This is a genomic window from Streptomyces sp. NBC_01276 (assembly GCF_041435355.1).
In the GTDB taxonomy this organism is placed as follows: domain Bacteria; phylum Actinomycetota; class Actinomycetes; order Streptomycetales; family Streptomycetaceae; genus Streptomyces.
This window is the reverse complement of the sequence record NZ_CP108442.1, coordinates 3,109,573-3,127,628: the sequence shown is the minus strand read 5'-3', so window position 1 is coordinate 3,127,628 and position 18,056 is coordinate 3,109,573. Positions and strand designations below refer to the sequence as shown.

General features: G+C 73.3%; 19 protein-coding genes. 12 read left to right on the top strand and 7 right to left on the bottom strand.

What is annotated here, in order from left to right; all coding sequences use genetic code 11:
• The first annotated feature begins 5 nt into the window (after positions 1-5).
• The 4 genes from alr to OG295_RS13485 all read left to right on the top strand — a co-directional run bounded on the left by alr (position 6) and on the right by OG295_RS13485 (position 3,282).
• Positions 6-1,142, top strand: coding sequence for an alanine racemase (gene alr / locus OG295_RS13500; RefSeq protein WP_371677115.1), 1,137 nt, complete (start codon positions 6-8; stop codon positions 1,140-1,142).
• A gap of 17 nt (positions 1,143-1,159) precedes the next feature.
• A complete protein-coding gene (locus OG295_RS13495) occupies positions 1,160-2,341 on the top strand; it encodes an alpha/beta fold hydrolase (RefSeq protein ID WP_371677114.1) in 1,182 nt (393 codons plus the stop codon).
• Entirely contained in the window at positions 2,298-2,861 is a 564-nt protein-coding gene (gene tsaE, locus OG295_RS13490) for a tRNA (adenosine(37)-N6)-threonylcarbamoyltransferase complex ATPase subunit type 1 TsaE (protein ID WP_371677113.1), read from the top strand. The genes OG295_RS13495 and tsaE overlap by 44 nt, the downstream gene beginning before the upstream one ends.
• 235 nt (positions 2,862-3,096) lie before the next feature.
• The gene (locus OG295_RS13485; RefSeq protein ID WP_371677112.1) at positions 3,097-3,282 is read left to right on the top strand and encodes a hypothetical protein; all 186 of its coding nucleotides are present in this window, start codon (positions 3,097-3,099) and stop codon (positions 3,280-3,282) included.
• A gap of 54 nt (positions 3,283-3,336) precedes the next feature.
• On the opposite strand, the gene OG295_RS13480 is transcribed toward OG295_RS13485, so the two are convergent.
• Positions 3,337-3,894: a hypothetical protein gene (locus OG295_RS13480; protein WP_371677110.1), complete on the bottom strand. Its 558-nt coding sequence runs from the start codon at positions 3,892-3,894 to the stop codon at positions 3,337-3,339.
• A gap of 136 nt (positions 3,895-4,030) precedes the next feature.
• Between OG295_RS13480 and tsaB the strand changes: the two genes are divergently transcribed.
• From tsaB to OG295_RS13455, 5 genes are read left to right on the top strand one after another with little or no spacing between them, the layout of a single operon-like run.
• Positions 4,031-4,693, top strand: coding sequence for a tRNA (adenosine(37)-N6)-threonylcarbamoyltransferase complex dimerization subunit type 1 TsaB (gene tsaB / locus OG295_RS13475; RefSeq protein WP_266841175.1), 663 nt, complete (start codon positions 4,031-4,033; stop codon positions 4,691-4,693).
• Positions 4,690-5,226 (top strand): ribosomal protein S18-alanine N-acetyltransferase, encoded by a 537-nt coding sequence (gene rimI, locus OG295_RS13470; protein ID WP_371677109.1) that lies wholly within the window; start codon positions 4,690-4,692, stop codon positions 5,224-5,226. Before tsaB ends, rimI begins: the two co-directional genes overlap by 4 nt.
• Entirely contained in the window at positions 5,219-6,358 is a 1,140-nt protein-coding gene (gene tsaD, locus OG295_RS13465) for a tRNA (adenosine(37)-N6)-threonylcarbamoyltransferase complex transferase subunit TsaD (protein WP_371677108.1), read from the top strand. The genes rimI and tsaD overlap by 8 nt, the downstream gene beginning before the upstream one ends.
• Positions 6,355-6,627, top strand: a complete 273-nt coding sequence (locus OG295_RS13460) for a hypothetical protein (protein WP_371677107.1) — start codon at positions 6,355-6,357, stop codon at positions 6,625-6,627. Before tsaD ends, OG295_RS13460 begins: the two co-directional genes overlap by 4 nt.
• A 47-nt stretch (positions 6,628-6,674) precedes the next feature.
• A complete protein-coding gene (locus OG295_RS13455) occupies positions 6,675-7,337 on the top strand; it encodes a hypothetical protein (RefSeq protein WP_371677106.1) in 663 nt (220 codons plus the stop codon).
• On the opposite strand, the gene OG295_RS13450 is transcribed toward OG295_RS13455, so the two are convergent.
• On the bottom strand, positions 7,334-8,536 hold the full coding sequence (locus OG295_RS13450; RefSeq protein WP_371677105.1) for a methyltransferase domain-containing protein: 1,203 nt from the start codon (positions 8,534-8,536) through the stop codon (positions 7,334-7,336). The two genes, OG295_RS13455 and OG295_RS13450, sit on opposite strands and share 4 nt — an antisense overlap.
• 90 nt (positions 8,537-8,626) lie before the next feature.
• On the opposite strand from OG295_RS13450, the gene OG295_RS13445 reads away from it, so the two are divergent.
• Positions 8,627-9,568: a polysaccharide deacetylase family protein gene (locus tag OG295_RS13445; protein WP_371677104.1), complete on the top strand. Its 942-nt coding sequence runs from the start codon at positions 8,627-8,629 to the stop codon at positions 9,566-9,568.
• Entirely contained in the window at positions 9,568-10,458 is an 891-nt protein-coding gene (locus OG295_RS13440; RefSeq protein ID WP_371677103.1) for a polysaccharide deacetylase family protein, read from the top strand. Before OG295_RS13445 ends, OG295_RS13440 begins: the two co-directional genes overlap by 1 nt.
• 679 nt (positions 10,459-11,137) lie before the next feature.
• Here the strand turns inward: OG295_RS13440 and OG295_RS13435 are convergent.
• Positions 11,138-11,914 (bottom strand): alpha/beta fold hydrolase, encoded by a 777-nt coding sequence (locus OG295_RS13435; RefSeq protein WP_371677102.1) that lies wholly within the window; start codon positions 11,912-11,914, stop codon positions 11,138-11,140.
• 83 nt (positions 11,915-11,997) lie between these two features.
• Here OG295_RS13435 and OG295_RS13430 point away from each other — a divergent pair, with 83 nt between their 5' ends.
• Complete coding sequence (locus OG295_RS13430; RefSeq protein ID WP_371677101.1) at positions 11,998-12,537, top strand: PadR family transcriptional regulator; 540 nt, start codon at positions 11,998-12,000, stop codon at positions 12,535-12,537.
• A gap of 742 nt (positions 12,538-13,279) precedes the next feature.
• Here OG295_RS13430 and OG295_RS13425 read toward each other — a convergent pair.
• From OG295_RS13425 to OG295_RS13410, 4 genes are all read right to left on the bottom strand, one after another.
• Positions 13,280-14,680, bottom strand: coding sequence for an FtsW/RodA/SpoVE family cell cycle protein (locus OG295_RS13425; protein WP_371677100.1), 1,401 nt, complete (start codon positions 14,678-14,680; stop codon positions 13,280-13,282).
• Positions 14,668-15,900, bottom strand: coding sequence for an LCP family protein (locus tag OG295_RS13420; protein WP_371677099.1), 1,233 nt, complete (start codon positions 15,898-15,900; stop codon positions 14,668-14,670). Before OG295_RS13420 ends, OG295_RS13425 begins: the two co-directional genes overlap by 13 nt.
• A gap of 89 nt (positions 15,901-15,989) precedes the next feature.
• Complete coding sequence (locus tag OG295_RS13415; RefSeq protein WP_371677098.1) at positions 15,990-17,363, bottom strand: sensor histidine kinase; 1,374 nt, start codon at positions 17,361-17,363, stop codon at positions 15,990-15,992.
• A complete protein-coding gene (locus OG295_RS13410; protein ID WP_371677097.1) occupies positions 17,356-18,036 on the bottom strand; it encodes a response regulator transcription factor in 681 nt (226 codons plus the stop codon). The genes OG295_RS13415 and OG295_RS13410 overlap by 8 nt, the downstream gene beginning before the upstream one ends.
• Positions 18,037-18,056 lie beyond the last annotated feature (20 nt).

Sequence of the window (18,056 nt, the reverse complement as noted above, 5' to 3'; positions counted from 1 at the left end):
GGGCGATGAACGAGACACCGACGCGCGTGTACGCCGAGATCGATCTTGACGCAGTACGGGAGAACGTGCGCGCCCTGCGCGCGCGGGCGCCCCGGGCCCAGCTCATGGCCGTCGTCAAGGCGAACGCCTACGGGCACGGGGCCGTCCCCTGCGCCCGTGCCGCCCAGGAGGCCGGCGCCACCTGGCTCGGTACCGCCACCCCCGAGGAGGCGCTCGCCCTGCGCGCCGCCGGCATCGAGGGGCGCGTCATGTGCTGGCTCTGGACCCCCGGCGGGCCCTGGCGGGAGGCCGTCGAGGCCGACATCGACGTGTCGGTCAGCGGCCTGTGGGCCCTGGACGAGGTGCGGGAGGCCGCCCGCGCGGCCGGTCGCACCGCCAGGATCCAGCTCAAGGCCGACACCGGCCTCGGCCGCAACGGCTGCCAGCCCGCCGACTGGGCGGAGCTCGTCGGCGCGGCCGTCGCCGCGCAGGCGGAGGGAACCGTCCAGGTCACCGGCGTCTGGTCGCACTTCGCCTGCGCCGACGAGCCCGGCCACCCCTCCATCCGGCTGCAGCTCGACGCCTTCCGCGACATGCTCGCCTACGCGGAGAAGGAGGGGGTCGACCCCGAGGTCCGGCACATCGCCAACTCGCCCGCGACCCTCACCCTCCCCGAGAGCCACTACGACCTCGTCCGCACCGGCCTGGCCGTCTACGGCGTCTCGCCCGCCCCCGAGCTCGGCACCCCCGCCCAGCTCGGCCTGCGCCCCGCCATGCGGCTCAAGGCCTCGCTGGCCCTGGTCAAGTCCGTCCCCGCCGGGCACGGGGTGAGCTACGGCCACCACTACGTCACCGGGTCCGAGACCCACCTCGCGCTGGTCCCCGCCGGTTACGCCGACGGCCTGCCGCGCAGCGCCTCCGGCCGCGGGCCGGTGCTCGTCGGCGGCCGGATCCGGCGGGCCGCGGGCCGGATCGCCATGGACCAGTTCGTCGTCGACCTCGGCGAGGACCTCGCCCGAGTCGGCGACGAGGCCGTCGTCTTCGGCGACGCGGAACGCGGCGAACCCACCGCCGAGGACTGGGCTCAAGCGGCACACACGATCGCGTATGAGATCGTCACCCGTATCGGAGGTCGGGTGCCCCGGGTGTACCTGGGCGGCTGAGTGAGGACGGCGACGTCGTGAGCGAAAACTGGCGCAAGGCCGGCTGGGCCGGCGCCGCCATCGGTGTCATAGCGGCGGGCGCCGCGGCCGGTGTCGCGGTCGAAAGGATCACCGTGGGACGCGGCATCCGCATGAAGGCCCGCCTGGCGCTCGACGCCGCCGGGGACTACGGCTCCCTGCGCGGGACCGAGGGCTCCTGCCGGGCCGAGGACGGCACCGAGCTCTACTACGAGACCGACGAGCTGCCGCCCGCGCCCCCCGGCAAGAAGCGCCGCCTGCGCCGCTCGTCCCCGGCCGCCGGGACCACCGTCGTCTTCTGCCACGGCTACTGCCTCGGCCAGGACTCCTGGCACTTCCAGCGCGCCGCGCTGCGCGGAGTCCTCCGGGCCGTCTACTGGGACCAGCGCAGCCACGGCCGCAGCGCCCGGGGCCTGGCCCAGGCCGACGGCGAGCCGGTGACCATCGAGCAGCTCGGCCGCGACCTCAAGGCCGTCATCGACGCCACCGCGCCCGAGGGCCCGCTGGTCCTCGTCGGCCACTCCATGGGCGGGATGACCGTCATGGCCCTCGCCGAGCAGTTCCCGGAGCTGGTGCGCGACCGGGTGATCGGGGTGGCCCTGGTGGGCACCTCCAGCGGGCGGCTCGACCAGGTGACGTACGGGCTGCCCTCCGTGGGACAGGGCGCGGTGCGCAGGATCCTGCCCGGCGTGCTCAGGGCGCTCGGCTCCCAGGTGGAGCTGGTGGAGAAGGGCCGCCGGGCGACCGCCGACCTCTTCGCCGGGATGATCAAGCTGTACTCGTTCGGCTCCCGGGACGTGGATCCGGGCGTCGCCCGCTTCGCCGAGCGGCTGATCGAGGCGACCCCGATCGACGTGGTCGCCGAGTTCTACCCGGCCTTCCAGGCCCACGACAAGACCGCCGCCCTCCAGCGGTTCGCGGACATCCCCGTCACCGTCATCGCCGGGGACCGGGACATGATCATCCCGGCCGAGCACAGCGTGTCGATCAAGGAAGCGCTGCCGGCGGCCGACCTGGTCGTGCTGGAGAACACCGGGCACCTGATGATGCTGGAGCGCCCGGACATCGTGACCGCGCTGCTGACCGACCTCCTGGCGCGCACCGGAGCCGTCCCCGTACCGACTAACGTTGGGGCGCATGGAAGAAGTACCGCGGGAAGCACCGCGCAGCCCGGCGGCTGAGGCCCTGGCCGAGGCCGCCGCCGAAACCATCGTCACCGTCGACTCGCCCGCCTCGATGCAGGAACTGGGCCGCCGGATCGCGGGGCTGCTGCGCCCCGGCGACCTCGTCCTGCTGACCGGGGAACTCGGCGCGGGCAAGACCACCCTGACCCGCGGCCTGGGGGAGGGGCTGGGCGTGCGCGGGGCCGTGACCTCGCCGACCTTCGTGATCGCCCGGGTGCACCCGTCCCTGGGCGACGGGCCGCCGCTGGTGCACGTGGACGCGTACCGCCTCGGCGGCGGGCTGGACGAGATGGAGGACCTGGACCTCGACGTCTCGCTGCCCGAGTCCGTGGTCGTCGTGGAGTGGGGCGACGGCAAGGTGGAGGAGCTCTCCGACGACCGGCTCCATGTGGTGATCGGCCGGGCCGTGGGCCACGAGGAGGTCCTGGACGACGTGCGCGAGGTCGCGCTGCGCGGCGTCGGCGCGCGCTGGGCCGGTGCGGAGCTCGCGGAACTCACCGGGGCGGCCGGACGGTAGGCGCGGCGCCCCGCGCCCTCCCGCGCACGCCGTGAGCCTCCTGACGCGCGAGTCCTACGCCCTCGCCCGCGCCGTACGCCCTCCCGTGCGCCCCCTTGGGGCGGCTGGTGCGCCCACAACGTACCGACAGGCCGTCGGGAAGATATTGCGCAGGTGTGGGGCCGCGTGATGACATGGTACCGAGCGTTGGTTAGGTCTACCTAAGTACAGCGTCCCGGGGTCTCAGGAGGCAGCCATGTCGGCAGCAGGAGCAGAGCGAGCGCCCGTCGTGTCCATGCGGGCCCTGCTCGCGGCGGGCGCGGCCGCCACGGCGGTGTCGACGCCGCCCGGGAGGGCGGACCGGGACCCCGCGCCGCAGGGCGGGGCGGCCCCCGCCGACCCGCACGCACCACAGGCCGCCCCGGAGTCGGAAGCGGCCTGAAGACCCCGTTCGGGTGAATCCCGCGGCGGGGTGGGCGGGGCGTGGTGCGCGGCGTCAGGGAACGACGACGACCTTCGAGTTGATCGTCGCGAACGCCCACATCGCGTCACCGTCGGCGCGGGTCATCCGGATGCCGCCGGCCTTCTTCGCGGGGTCCGGCGTCGGCATCGAGCCGTCCACGCGCGCGCTGAAGCCGATCGCGATGCCGTCCGTGCTGGCGAACCGGACGACGTGCTCGATCGGCACCCCGTCCGTACCCGTGACCGTGCCCGAGCGCGAGCCGACCGCGTAGCTGCCGGGCGCCGGGTGCACCGTGCTCGGCGTCACCGTGAAGGACTTGGGGTCCCGGCCGTCCTCCGCGACCAGCCACACCCGCTTCTGGGACACCGAGTACACGACCCGCATCCCGGTCCCGGAATCGGCGGGCAGCGCGGCGGGCTTCGCCGTGTCCTGCTTGGCCGGGGGCTGGTCCTGATGCGCCGCGGGGGCCTGCGGAGCCGCCTTCACGGGGTGCGCCGGAGCGGTCGCCGAGGCCTGCCAGCCGAGGAAGCCGATCGCGGCGAGCGCCGCGACGGTGAGCCCGGCCACGATTCCCGAGCTGCTGCGTGCCACCTTGCTCCACCTCTTTGCGCCTGCGCCGTCGACCCGGGAGTGGGCCCCCGGTCGTATCCCCGGTCGAAAGGTAGCAGCCGGGCTCCGCCGTGACCGGCCGCAAGGCCCCGGGGCCCGGGAGTCGTAGGCTGTTCGCGTGCTCTTGCTTGCCGTAGATACCGCCACGCCCGCCGTCACCGTCGCCCTGCACGACGGGGAGGCCGTCCTCGCCGAGTCGAACCAGGTCGACGCCCGCCGCCACGGGGAGCTCCTGCTCCCCTCCGTCGACGCGGTCCTCGCCGAGGCCGGGGTGAAGCTCGAAGCCGTCACCGGCATCGTCGTCGGCGTCGGCCCCGGCCCCTACACGGGACTGCGCGTCGGCCTGGTCACCGCCTCCACCTTCGCCTCCGTCCTCGGCGTCCCCGTGCACGGCCTGTGCACCCTCGACGGGCTCGCCTACGCCGCCGGCGCCGCCGGGGTCGAAGGCCCCTTCACCGTCGCCACCGACGCGCGGCGCAAGGAGGTCTACTGGGCGCGCTACGAGGACCCGCGCACCCGGACCGGCGAGCCCGCCGTCGACCGCCCCGCCGACATCGCCGAGCGCGTGGCCGGCCTGCCGGCCGTCGGCCAGGGCGCGCAGCTCTACCCCGAGGTGTTCACCGACGCGCGCGGCCCCGTACACCAGTCGGCGGCCGCCCTGGCGGGCCTCGCGGCGGAGCGGCTCGCGCAGGGTGGGACGTTCCTGCCGCCGACGCCCCTCTACCTGCGCCGGCCCGACGCGCAGGTCCCCAAGAACTACAAGGTGGTCACCCCGCAGTGACGGCCGTGACCGCGGTGCTCCGGGAGATGCGCTGGTGGGACATCGAGCCCGTGCTGGAGCTGGAGCACGAGCTGTTCCCCGATGACGCCTGGTCCGCCGGGATGTTCTGGTCCGAGCTCACCCACGCGCGCGGACCGCGGGCCACCCGCCGCTACGTCGTCGCCGAAGACCCCGCCGACGGCCGCCTCGTCGGCTACGCGGGGCTCGCCGCCGCCGGAGACCTGGGCGACGTACAGACCATCGCGGCCGCCCGCGACCAGTGGGGCACCGGGCTCGGCGCCCGGCTGCTGACCGAACTGCTGCGCGCCGCCACCGACTTCGAGTGCGCCGAGGTGCTGCTGGAGGTCCGGGTGGACAACACCCGCGCCCAGCGGCTCTACGAACGCTTCGGCTTCGAGCCGATCGGATTCCGGCGCGGCTACTACCAGCCGGGCAACGTCGACGCGCTCGTGATGCGCCTGACCGACCCCGCACAGACGAAGACCGACCCTCAGCAACCTGAGCACCCTGAGAGCAGTGAGACCCATGGCTGACGAACCGCTCGTCCTCGGCATCGAGACCTCTTGCGACGAGACCGGCGTCGGCGTCGTCCGCGGCACCACCCTGCTCGCGGACGCGATCGCGTCGAGCGTCGACGAGCACGCCCGCTTCGGCGGGGTCGTGCCCGAGGTGGCCTCCCGGGCCCACCTGGAGGCGATGGTCCCGACCATCGAACGCGCCCTGAAGGAGGCCGGGGTCAGCGCCCGCGACCTCGACGGCATCGCCGTCACGGCCGGTCCGGGCCTCGCGGGGGCACTCCTGGTGGGCGTCTCGGCGGCGAAGGCGTACGCCTACGCGCTGGGCAAGCCGCTCTACGGGGTCAACCACCTGGCCTCGCACATCTGCGTCGACCAGCTGGAACACGGGCCGCTGCCGGAGCCGACCATGGCCCTGCTGGTGTCCGGCGGGCACTCCTCGCTGCTGCTCGCCCCCGACATCACCAGTGACGTCCGGCCGCTCGGCGCGACCATCGACGACGCGGCGGGCGAGGCCTTCGACAAGATCGCCCGGGTGCTCCAGCTGGGCTTCCCCGGCGGTCCGGTCATCGACCGGCTCGCGCGCGAGGGCGACCCCAAGGCGATCAACTTCCCGCGCGGGCTGACGGGGCCGCGCGACGCGGCGTACGACTTCTCCTTCTCCGGCCTCAAGACGGCGGTGGCCCGCTGGATCGAGGCCAAGCGCAAGGCGGGCGAGGAGGTCCCGGTGCGCGACGTCGCGGCGTCCTTCCAGGAGGCCGTGGTGGACGTGCTGACGCGCAAGGCGATCCGCGCGTGCAAGGACGAGGGCGTGGACCACCTGATGATCGGCGGCGGCGTGGCCGCCAACTCGCGGCTGCGCTCGCTCGCCCAGGAGCGCTGCGACGACGCCGGGATCATCCTGCGGGTGCCGCGGCCGAAGCTGTGCACGGACAACGGCGCGATGGTCGCGGCGCTGGGCGCGGAGATGGTCAAGCGGAACCGGCCGGCCTCCGACTGGGACCTGTCCGCCGACTCCTCCCTGCCGGTGACGGACCCGCACGTGCCGGGGACGTCCCACGAGCACGAGCACGAGGGCGGCGACGGCCACGTACACGGCCACGATCACGACCACGTGCACGAGCTGAGCAAGGACAACCTGTACTCGTGAGCACCGTCGCCCTGATGTGGGAGGCGCGGGCCGCCACCGGCCGCGGCAACGAGCTGCTGGAGTGGGCCCGCGCGCAGGTCCTGGCCCGGGAACCGGTGCGCCGCGAGATCCTGCGGGCCCCCCAGGACCGGGTCCTCGTCATCACCTGGTGGGAGGCCCCCGAGGGGGTCGCGGCGGAGCTGCCCGAACTGCCCGAACCGGCCGCGGACCTGATCACCCGGGCCGTGCACCGCTGGCGGTTCGAGTCGGTCGAGGTCAGCGGCGGCTGAGGCGGGCGTCGAGCGGGGCTGGAGCGGCCGGGTCTACGGTCATGCCCATGCCTAGCCGTGAGCTCCCGCCCCCGCCGCCGCCCGCGCACCTGCGCGAGTGGCTGGACGAGACCGTCGTACGGGCCGACCGCGCGCGCTTCCTCGCCGACCTGAGCCGGCGCGGCCTGGCCCCGGGGCGGCTGGCCCTGCTCTGGGCGGTGGCGGCGGCCTTCGCGCTCGGCTGGGCGTTCGTCGGCCTGGCCGTGACCTCCTTCGAGGCCGCCGACCCCGTGGAGTCCCTGTTCGGGGCCGTCTTCGTCGCGACCGCGGTGGGCGTGCTGGTGCCCGCCGGGATCTGGTTCGTACGGGGTGCCCGGTGGGAGCGGCGCGAGCACGAGCTGCTGTGCGACTGGATCGAGGCCGGCCGGGAGCCCGTCGTCGACCCCGCGCTGCGGGCACCGGTACGGAGCCTGGTGTGGCTGGCCGCCTCCCTGGCCCTGGGCGCCTGCGGGCTCTGGACCGCCTTCGCGGCGGCGGCCGGGGCGCGGCCCGGCGCCACGGCGTACGGGGAGGTCGTCGGCTTCGTGGGGCTCGGCATGATCCTGTGGATCACCGGGCTGCTGGGCGCGGCCAAGGCCGTCACCCACCGCCGCTGGGCGGCCCGCGCCGGCCGCCCCGCCCCGGCGGCGGCCGCCCGCCGCGGGCCGGTCCTGTCGGACGTGGCGGGTTAGACCGTCCCCGTCCCCGTCCCCGTCTCCTGGCCGGCCGGTGATCCGATCAGCATCGACGGAGCGCCGCCCACCCGGGTGAGGAAGACCGTCGCCGCGTTCGGCCCCTGGGGCTTCACCTTCTTGCGGAGCTCCTCCGGCTCGATCGCCGAGCCGCGCTTCTTCACCGTCAGGATCCCGACCCCGCGCTCGCGCAGCAGCGCCCTCAGCTTCTTCAGCCCGAAGGGCAGCACGTCGGTGATCTCGTACGCGGTCGCGTACGGCGTCGGGCGCAGCTCGTCGGCGGTGATGTAGGCGATGGTCGGGTCGACGAGCCGGCCGTCCAGCTCCGCGGCCACCTCGGCGACGAGGTGGGCGCGGATCACGGCCCCGTCGGGCTCGTAGAGGTAGCGGCCCACCGGGCCCGCCTCCGGATCCGGCAGCGGATCGGCGGTCAGCAGCTCGCGGGGCCCGGGCAGCAGGGTGGCGCGGACCGTGCCCGGGGCGGTGCCGAACCACAGCACGGCCTCCTTCACGTCCCCGTGGTCGGAGATCCACTCGGCCTCGGCCTCCGCCGGGACCGCCTCGTGCGGGATCCCGGGGGCGATCTTGATGGCGGCGTGCTTCGCGCCCCGGGCGGTCTCCACGGCCCAGGACAGCGGGGGCGAGTACGACTCCGGGTCGAAGATCCGGCCGCGCCCGCCGCGCCGGGCCGGGTCGATGAAGACGGCCTCGTACGAGGACACGTCCACCTCCGTCACGTCCGCCTCGCGGACCTCGATCAGGTCCGCCAGTCCCAGCGCCTCGGCGTTGGCCCGGGCGACGGCCACCGTCAGCGGGTCGAGGTCCACCGCCAGCACCCGGATCCCGAGCCGGGCCAGCGCCAGGGCGTCCCCGCCGATCCCGCAGCACAGGTCCGCGACGCTCCGTACGCCCAGCGCCGCGAGCCGCCCGGCGCGGTACGAGGCCACCGACGCGCGGGTGGCCATCTCGCCGCCGCCGGGCGTGAAGTACATCCGGAACGCGTCCTCGGCCCCGAACTTCGCCACCGCCCGCTGCCGCAGGCGGGCCTGCCCGAGCGCCGCCGACACCAGCGGGGCGGGGTGTTCGCGGCGCAGCCGGGTGGCGACGGCGAGCTCCTGGCCGGGGTCGTAGTCGCGGAGGGAGTCGAGGAGCGCGCGGCCCTCGGGGGTGAGCAGTGCGGCGAAGTCTTCGGGGGTCACCGTCCCATTGTCGGCCAGCCGGGGGAAGGGCGGCCTCCGGCCGTGGTGTCGGCTGCCGAGGGGCGGTGCGCGGTGTAAGGATCCGCTGCTATGCAGCTAGTACGACAAAAGGGAAATACTGCGCAGTATGGTCACCGGTCCGCGGCCCGCCCGCGCGGCCGGTACGGGGTGGCAGTGGCCGCGCTGCTCGTCGCCGCCCTGGGCACGGGCTGCGGGGCCGCGGACCGGGCGGCACCGGCCAAGCCCAAGGCCGGCGAAGCGGGCCCCGGAGCGGCCGGCGCCCTCGCCAACGCCGCCGAGCAGGCCAAGGCCGCCCAGCAGGCCCGGATCGCCGCCGCGAAGAAGTGGGGCCTCCTCAAGACGCCGCTGCTGGCCCCGCCCGCACCGAAGACGAAGCGCGAGATCACCACCCGTGAGGGCTTCGAGGTCGAGGACCAGGACGAATACCCGCCGGTCTTCACCACCGTCCCGACGGAGGACAAGGTCGTCTTCCTGACCATCGACGACGGCGCGGAGAAGGACCCCGAGTTCGTCAAGATGATGCAGGAACTGAAGATCCCGTACACGGCGTTCCTCAGCGACTACCTCGTCCGCGACAACTACCCGTACTTCAAGGGGATGCAGGACGCGGGGGTCACCCTCAACAACCACACGCTGAACCACCGCTACATGCCCGCGCTCTCCTACGAGAAGCAGCGCGAGGAGATCTGCGGCCAACAGGACACCATCCAGAAGCAGTTCGGCAAGCGCCCGACCCTCTTCCGGCCGCCGTACGGCAACTACAACCAGGACACCCTGCGCGCGGCCAAGTCCTGTGGCATCAAGGCGGTGCCGCTGTGGAACGCGGAGGCCTTCGTGAACCGGATGGACTACCGCGAATGGGACCGGGACCTCCACCCCGGGGACATCATCCTGTCCCATTTCCGGGGCCGGGAGGACTGGAAGGGCACGATGCCTGACATGATCCGTCATGTCATGAAGACCGTCACGGACAAGGGGTACGCCGTGGCCCGCCTGGAGGATTACCTTTGATGTACGCGCGCCGGTTGGTAGCCGGGACGCTGACGGCCGGCGCGCTCGCGCTGTCCCTGACGGGGTGCGGGAACAGTGTGGATCCCATCGAGAGACTGGGCCGCAAGACCGCGACGGAGACGGGGACGGCCTCGGCCTCCCCGTCGGCGCGGCCCTCCGCGGCCCCGGGAGCCTCCGCGTCGGCGGGGACGCCGGCGGACGAGGCGTACAAGAAGTGGGGTCTGACCGCCCCCCTCCAGTACGCCCCCAAGCCCGCGCAGAAGCCCCAACTCCCCAAGGCCGCACCGGGGAAGCCGGTCGTCCTGGACCGAATACCCGTCCCCGCGACGGACAAGGTCGTCTTCCTGACCTTCGACGACGGCGCGGAGAAGGACCCCGAGTTCCTGAAGATGGCGGCCGAACTGAAGCTGCCGATCAGCATGTTCCTGACCGACAACATCGCGTCGGCGGACTACTCGTACTTCGAGAAGCTCCGCGACAACGGCTCGGGCAGCACGGTCAACAACCACACGCTGACCCACCCGAACCTGCGCACGCTGCCCTTCGCGGCGCAGAAGAAGGAGATCTGCGGGCAGCAGGACCGCCTGGAGAAGCGCTTCGGCAAGCGCCCCACGTTCTTCCGGCCGCCGTACGGCAACTACAACGACGACACCCTCAAGGCAGCCTCCGAGTGCGGGATCTCCTCGGTCTTCCTGTGGCGTGAGTCGATGCAGATCAACGACTTCCAGTACAGCGAAGGCTCCGCCTTCAAGCCGGGAGACATCATCCTGGCCCACTTCCGCGGCCCGTCTGAACTCAAGGGCACGACGGAAACCCAGATGACCACCCGCATGCTCCAGCACATCCAGCAGCAGGGCTACAAGATCGCCCGCCTGGAGGACTACGTGTAACGGGGCGCGGGCCCGGGGTGCTTGCCCTGCCCTGCCGGGGCCACGACGGCGTGCGGGACGCGGTGGCCCCTCGCGCCCGGCGGAGCAGGGCCCCCGGCCGGGGGCCGGGGGGCGGCGGGACTTCGGCCGGGCGGGATCGCAGCAGGGCTGGGGGCTTCCCGCCAGTCCATCGTCCTTCCGCGCCGTGCCGGTCCGTCAAGGGCGCTCCCTGCGGTCGCGTCGCTTCGCGATGGCCTTCGGCCACCCTTGACCGACCGTCCCGCCACGGAACGCCAAAGACTGTCGGGAAGCCCCCAGGGGGATGGTCAGGGGGCAGGCGCGGCAGGAACGGCCGCATCAGCGAAGCGGCGGGCCGCCTGCGGCCAGGTGCGTCCCGGATACGGGCCCGTCGGTCCCGTCATCAGAGCCGGGGGTTGTCCTGCCTGCACGAAACGGCGACCAGACCGTCCTGCGGAGCACCCACACGCGCCAGATCGCTACGCGCTCCTCATCGCTTGGCGTCCGCTGGCCGTCCGGGGCCGATACCCGCACGGAAGGACGACCGGCCGGAGAGGTCCGGGCAGGCGACAGGCGGGATCTTGCCTCCGCGCGGCCGACTGCGCGGCGCGGATGATCGCGCAGCGGTTGGAGCCGCACCGGCGTCGGTCCCGGCGAGTGTGCTCCTGCCCGTAACGCGCGCTCAGGTCTCACGCAGGGCGTGCGCGGTGGCCCGCGCGAAGGCTTCCGGGTTGTCCAGCATGATGTTGTGCCCGCAGTCCGGGATCGACACCACCTCGACTCCCGCTTCGGCGAGTTCCTGCGCGCCGGGAAGCGGCTGGTCGGCCTCCGGCCGCAGGTAGGCGCGCGGGATCGGCAGGGCCAGCAGCGTGTCGCGTAGGGCGGGCTCGGTGCCGAGGGCCCGGTGCGTCGCGCTGCGGTGCAGCGCCTCGCGCCCGGCCAGCCGCATGGTGGACCACCAGTGCGGCCCGGCGTCCTCGCGAACCCGGCGCCACCCGCAGACCAGGAACTCCTCCTCCGTATAGGCGGCGATGCCGCTCACCCCGGGCCGGCCGTGAGCTACGGGCACCGGGTCGAGGGCGGCGTCGACCAGGACGAGTCGGCCGACCAGGTGCGGGTGGCGGGCGGCCAGCACGATGGCCACCGCGCCGCCCATGCTGTGCCCGATGACGTCCGCTGTCTGGACCTCGGCCGCCTCCAGGGCCGCCGCCACGGTGTCGGCATGGTCCTCCAGGGTGTAGGCGAAGTCGGTGGGGCGGTCGCTGATGCCGAAGCCCAGCAGGTCGACCAGCAGCGAGCGGTGGCCGGCCAGGGCGGGGTGCGCGGCGGAGGCCGCGAAGTACGGCGCGGCGGAGGCGCCGAGCCCGTGCAGGTAGACGCGGGTGGCACGGCGGGGGTCTCCGGGCAGCTCCACCCAGCGGATTCGCGCCCCTTCGGGGGTCACCTGAGCGTCACGCACGACTCCTCCTCCATCCATCCGAAAGCATCGCCGAGACTATACATCGGATCCGATATATAGAGGGGTTGAGGCATGATGGCGTGGTGTTGGAACTGGCGATCCTGGGCTTCCTGTACGAGCAGCCGCTGCACGGCTACGAGCTGAAGCGGCGCGTCGCGCATCTCACCGGCCATGTCCGGCCCATCGCTGACGGCACGCTCTATCCGGCCATCAAGCGACTGGAGAAGGCCGGGCTGCTGAGCCGGCAGACCGAGCCCGGCACCCGGGCGGCGCCCCGACATGTCCTCACCCTGACCGGCGCGGGCCGGGACGACCTGCGCCGACGCCTGCGTGAGGCCGACGGCGTCGAGATCAGCGACGAGAACCACTGGTTCACCGTCCTGGCCTTCCTGGGCCAGCTGGAGGATCCCGACCAGCAAGCGGCGGTCCTCCGCCGCCGCCGGACCTTCCTTCAGGAGCCGAGCAGCTTCTTCTACGAGGGTGAACGGCCGCTCGGTGCGGAGGAGTTCGATGACCCCTTCCGTCAGGGCTTGCTGACCATCGCCCGCGCCACCAGCCGCACCGAGCTGCACTGGTTGGACACCACCCTGAAGGCGCTCACCTCCGAGGCTGACACGAACTGACGCTCCAGGGCGGCGGTCGGGTCGCGATGCGACACGACACGGCGGGCGGCGACCTGGAGGCCCGTGACCGGCGCCGAGACGTGAGGAGCGCGTAGCGATCTGACGCGCCCACCGACTCCCAGGTCTTTCTGGTCGTCCTTGCGTGCGGGTAGCGGCCCCGGACGGCCGCCGGACGCCAAGCGATGAGGAGCGCGTAGCGATCTGGTGCGGCTGGGTGCGCCGTAGGGCGATGTGGTCGCCGTTTCGTGCGGGTAAGCCGCTCCCGGCGCCGAAAGTGCGACGAGTGGGCCCGTATCTCGGGTGCACCTGGCCGCAGGCGGCCCGGCGCTTCGCTGATGCGGCCGCCCCTGCTGCTCCTGCCCCCTGACCATCCCCCTGGGGGCTTCCCGACGGTCTTTGGCATTCCGGGACGGGCCGGTCGGTCAAGGGTGGCCGAAGGCCATCGCGAAGCGACGCGACGAAGGAGCGCCCTTGAGGGACCGGACCGGCACGGAAGGACAGTGGACTGGCGGGAAGCCCCCAGTCCTGCTCTGATCCGGGCCGGCAGGGCCCCGCTGCTCCTGGACCCCGGCAGGGGTTCCTGGCCCGTCGGGGGTGGGGCCGGCCGGTTGCCGCTCGCCCCTGCGGTCCCGCCGTCTGCGCGACGGCGAAGCGCCACCGCCCGCACCCGGGAGGCGGGTGGGCAGGCGCCGAGGAGCGGGGCGGGGCCGAGGGGGGAAAGCGGGCCCGACGGGTGCCCCCCTCACCGCCCCGCCGCCACCATCGGCGTGATCGTTGTTTCCGCCGGGCCGTGGGCGTCCGCCTCGCGTTGGCGTTCCGCGCTGTCGCTGATGCGGAGGAGGAGGGCGATCATGATCCAGTTGGCCAGGAGGGAGGAGCCGCCCTTCGCCAGGAAGGGCAGGGCCTTGCCGGTCAGGGGGATCAGCCCGGTGACGCCGCCCGCCACCACGAAGACCTGGAGCGCGAGCGCCGAGGCCAGGCCGACCGCCAGGAGCTTGCCGAACGGGTCGCGCGCGGCCAGAGCCATCCGCAGGCCCCGCTGCACGAGGAGGGCGTAGAGGATCAGGACGGCCATGACGCCGGCCAGGCCCAGTTCCTCGCCGACCGTCGTCAGGATGAAGTCGCTGCGGCCCGCGAACTTGATCAGCTCGGGGTGGCCCAGCCCCAGGCCGGTGCCCGAGACGCCGCCGGTGCCGAAGCTGAACAGCGCCTGTGCCGACTGGTCGGAGGTGACGCCCGGCGGGCGGTCCTTCCAGTAGTAGGAGAGCGGGTTCAGCCACGCCGCCACGCGGGCCTTCACGTGCGGCTCGGTCGCCCCCACCGCGAAGGCGCCCACCGCCGCCATGAACAGACCGCACACGATCCAGCTGGTGCGCTCGGTGGCCACGTAGAGCATCACCACGAAGACGCCGAAGAAGATCAGCGAGGTGCCCAGGTCGCGCTCGAAGACGAGGACGAGCATGGACAGGACCCACACCGTGACGATCGGGCCGAGCTGACGCATCGGGGGCATCCGCATGCCCAGGAACTTCCGGCCCGTCAGGGCCAGGGAATCCCGGTGGATGACCAGGTAGCCCGCGAAGAAGATCGCGATCATGATCTTCACGAATTCGCCGGGCTGGACCGAGAAGCCGAAGAGGATGATCCAGCGTTTCGCGCCGTACGTGTCCGCGCCGAAGAACGCCGGCGCGATCAGCAGTACCAGTGCGACGGCCATCGTGATGTAGATGAACCGCTGGAGCAGCCGGTGGTCACGCAGCAGCGCCACCACCAGGATGCAGGCGGCGACCCCGACCACCGTCCACATCAGCTGGCCCGGCGCGTTCGCCTCGGAGCCGTACCGCTCGATGTACCCCTGGTCGAGGCGGTGGATCAGCACCAGGCCGAGCCCGGTCAGCAGCATGGCGAGCGGGAAGATCAGCGGGTCGGCGTACGGCGCGAACCGGCGGATGCCCAGGTGTCCCACGAGGGACAGCAGCGTCAGGCTGATGACGAAGCTGACGAGCTGCTGCGGCAGCTCCCCGTTCATCGCCAGCCCGGCGCTCACGTGGCCGAAGACGGCGATGCCGATGACGAGGAGCAGGAGCAGTGCTTCGGTGCGCCGGCGCGCACCCGACACCGTCTGGGGCCTCAGTCCACGCACGGGACGCCGCCGCCGTCGATGGTTCCGGGCTGCTCCGCGGGGGAAGGGGGTGCCGGCGGTGACGCGGCGGGGGAGGACGAAGAGGAGGGAGGGGCCGGGGAGGAAGGTGAGGAGGCGGCGCCCGGTGCACTCGGGGTCGCAGTGGCCTGAGGACCGATCTGCTCTGCAATGAGGCGCTTTATCTTCATATCATCTACGACGTTGATGTCCTCCCCATGGTTCCTTCCGAACCCCTCCACGGGGAGTGTCGTAAATTGCACTTTTCCCCCGGACAGGTTCTTCGCCTGCTTCACGAAGGCCAGCAGATCCCAGCCCGCGTCGGTCACGACGTCCTGTTTCGCGGTGTCGATCAGCTTGAGCAGCTTCACCGGGTCCGTGAAGGTCCCGGCCGAGTTCAGCTTCTGCGTGGCGCCCGCCAGGAACGCCTGCTGCCGCTTCGTCCGGTCCAGGTCGCCCATCTCCAGCCCGTGCCGCTGCCGTACGAAGGCGAGGGACTGGGCGCCGTTGAGGGTCTGGCGGCCCGCGGGGAAGTCGGCGCCCGAGTACTTGTCCTTCACCGGCTTCCTCAGGCACACCGGTACGCCGTCCAGCGCGTCGGCCAGGTGGTAGAAACCGGCCAGGTTGAGCTCGGCGAAGTGATCGACCGGGACGCCCAGGAAGGCGCGCACCGTGTCGATCTGGGCCTTGCGCCCCGCCTCGCGCCCCTCCCGTTCCAGCCGTCGCCGGTCGTTCACGCCCTGCGCGGAGAGCTGGTCCTCCTTCGCCGCCTTCGCCAGCCCGTACGCCTTCTTGATCTTGTCTTTCCCGTGGCCGGGCACGCCGGAGATGTCCACGAAGTCGTCGCGCGGTATGGAGAAGGCCTTCGCCTTGCCGCCGTCGCCCGGCACGTGCAGCAGGATCATGGTGTTGGCGTTGTAGCCGCCGATGTCCGAATTGCCCGCGTGCAGCTTGTCGAGGACCTCCTCGGGCAGCTCGTCGCCGTTCTGGTCGCGGCGGCTGTCCAGGCCGATGAGCAGGATGTTCAGGTCCCCGTGCGCCGACTTCTCGGCGCCCTCCAGGGCGCGGGAGCTGCCGATGCTCGACGCGAGGTCCCGGTAGAGGTACCAGGCCGTGCCGCCCGCCAACACCGTCAGGGCGCAGCCCGCGACGAGCAGCTTGCGGCCGATCCGCCGTGGCGGGCGCCTGCGGCGGCGGGCGGTCTTCCTGCGGTGCGCACTCATGCCAGCCGATCCTGGCCCAGTGGCCCTGAAGGAATCCTGAGTCCGGTGGCCACGCCCTCCTGGCCCCCTTCGGCCGCCCCTCGCCCCCTTCAGCCGCCCCGCGGCCCCGACGGGATCCGCAGCTCCAGCCGGGCGCCCGCGGCGCCCTCCCGGGCCGCCAGCGCGCGTACGTCGCCCCCGTGGGCCCGCGCGATCTCCCGGGCGATGGCCAGGCCCAGCCCGGTCCCGCCGCCGGCCCGCCCCCGGTCCGCGTCGAGGCGTACGAACCGCTCGAAGACCCGGTCCCGGTCCGCCTCCGGGATGCCCGGACCGTCGTCGGTGACCTCCAGCACCGCCCAGCCGTCGTCCTCGGCGACGGCCCGGACCAGGACCCCGGAGCGGGCGTACCGAAGGGCGTTGTCCACCAGGTTGGCCAGGGCCCGCTCCAGCCGCGCCGGATCCCCGTACGCCGGTACGGGCGCGGGCGCGGCCAGCCGCAGCGGTACCCGGGGCGCGGGCCGCCGGGCCGCGTCCTCGGCGGCGAGCAGCGCGAGGTCGACGGGCTCGGAGCGCGGCGCGGGTCCGCCGTCGAGGCGGGCCAGCAGCAGCAGGTCGGCGGCGATCCGCTGGAGCCGTTCGGTGTCGGCCAGCGCGGCGGACACCGACTCCCGGTCGGGACGCGGCCGGGCCAGGGCGACTTCCAGCCGGGCGCGGACGGCGGCCAGGGGGTTGCGCAGCTCGTGCGAGGCATCGGCGGTGAACTGGCGCTGGCGGGCGTCGGAGCGTTCCAGCCGGTCGAGGGTGTCGTTGACGGTCCGGGCCAGCCGGGCGATCTCGTCGGCGCCGCCGGGGTCGGGGACGCGCCGGTCGAGCTCGCTGGCGGTGACGGCGGCGAGTTCCGTACGGATGGCGGTGACGGGCCGCAGCGCCTGCCCGGTGACCCACCACGCCAGGGCCGCCGCGAAGGCGATCAGCGGGGGCGCGCCGGCGAGCAGTCCGAGGGCGATGGCGCGGGTGGCGTCGTCGACGTCGCCGAGCACCGTCATCGCGTAGACGGTGTAAGGGGGGTGCGGATCGCCGCCCGTGCCGGGGGCGGTGACGACGACGGCCACCCGCCGTTCCGCGCCGGGGCGCGCGGGGCCGAGCACGACGGAGCGGGAGTCCTGGCCCGGTGCGGGGCGCAGGGCGGCGAGGCCGGGGACGTCCTGCGGGCCCCCGCTGGTGGAGACCGTCCGCCCGGCCGCGTCCCGTACGAGGACCAGGTCCACGCCGCTCTCCGGCGCGGGCAGCCGCCCGCCGGGCGGCAGGGTGCGGGTGTCGAGCTGGGCGGCGACCTTGCGCGCGGCGAGTTCGGTGCGGCCGGTGGTGTTGTCGAGGAGGTTGGCGCGCATGAGGGTGTACAGCCACAGTCCGCCGCCGGCCAGGACGGCGGCCATCGCGAGGGCGGCCGCCAGGGCGGCCCGCGCGCGGACGCTGCTAACCACCGTCGGGGGCCATCCGGTAGCCGGTGCCGTGCACGGTGAGGATGGAGCGGCGGCCGAAGGGGGCGTCGATCTTCTTGCGCAGGGAGGAGACGTAGACCTCGACGATGTTCGGGTCGATGTCGTGGGGGGCGTCCCAGACCTCGTCGAGGATGTCCTGTTTGGCGACGGCCCGGCCGGGGCGCTCCATCAGGCAGGCGAGGACGCCGAGCTCGCGCGCGGTGAGTTCGATGTCGTGCGTGCCGCGGCGGCAGCGGCGGTCCTGCGGGTCGAGGACCAGGTCGCCGGCGCGCAGCACGGCGGGTTCGGGGGCGGCGGCGCGGCGGGCGAGGGCGCGCAGCCGGGCGCCGAGCACGACGAGGGAGAAGGGTTTGGTGAGGTAGTCGTCGGCGCCCGCGTCGAGGCCCTCGGCCTCGTCGTGCTCGCCGTCCTTGGCGGTCAGCATCAGGACGGGGGTGGGGACGCCGTGGGCGCGCATCCGGGCGCAGATCTCGGCGCCGCCGAGACCGGGGAGCATCAGGTCCAGGAGCACGGCGTCGTACGGGCCGCCGGTGAGGGCCAGTTCCAGGCCGCGGTGGCCGTCGTGGGCGACGTCCACGCGGTGGCCGTCGGCGGACAGGCCCTGGCGGAGGGATTCGGCCAGGTTCTCTTCGTCTTCGACCACGAGGATGCGCACGGCTTCCACTCTCACACACC

Coding starts and splice junctions, on each gene's coding strand:
- alr (WP_371677115.1), top strand. CDS start 6: ATGAACGAGACACCGACGCGCGTGTACGCCGAGATCGATCTTGACGCA.
- tsaE (WP_371677113.1), top strand. CDS start 2,298: ATGGAAGAAGTACCGCGGGAAGCACCGCGCAGCCCGGCGGCTGAGGCC.
- OG295_RS13485 (WP_371677112.1), top strand. CDS start 3,097: ATGTCGGCAGCAGGAGCAGAGCGAGCGCCCGTCGTGTCCATGCGGGCC.
- tsaD (WP_371677108.1), top strand. CDS start 5,219: ATGGCTGACGAACCGCTCGTCCTCGGCATCGAGACCTCTTGCGACGAG.
- OG295_RS13455 (WP_371677106.1), top strand. CDS start 6,675: ATGCCTAGCCGTGAGCTCCCGCCCCCGCCGCCGCCCGCGCACCTGCGC.
- OG295_RS13445 (WP_371677104.1), top strand. CDS start 8,627: ATGCAGCTAGTACGACAAAAGGGAAATACTGCGCAGTATGGTCACCGG.
- OG295_RS13440 (WP_371677103.1), top strand. CDS start 9,568: ATGTACGCGCGCCGGTTGGTAGCCGGGACGCTGACGGCCGGCGCGCTC.
- OG295_RS13420 (WP_371677099.1), bottom strand. CDS start 15,900: ATGAGTGCGCACCGCAGGAAGACCGCCCGCCGCCGCAGGCGCCCGCCA.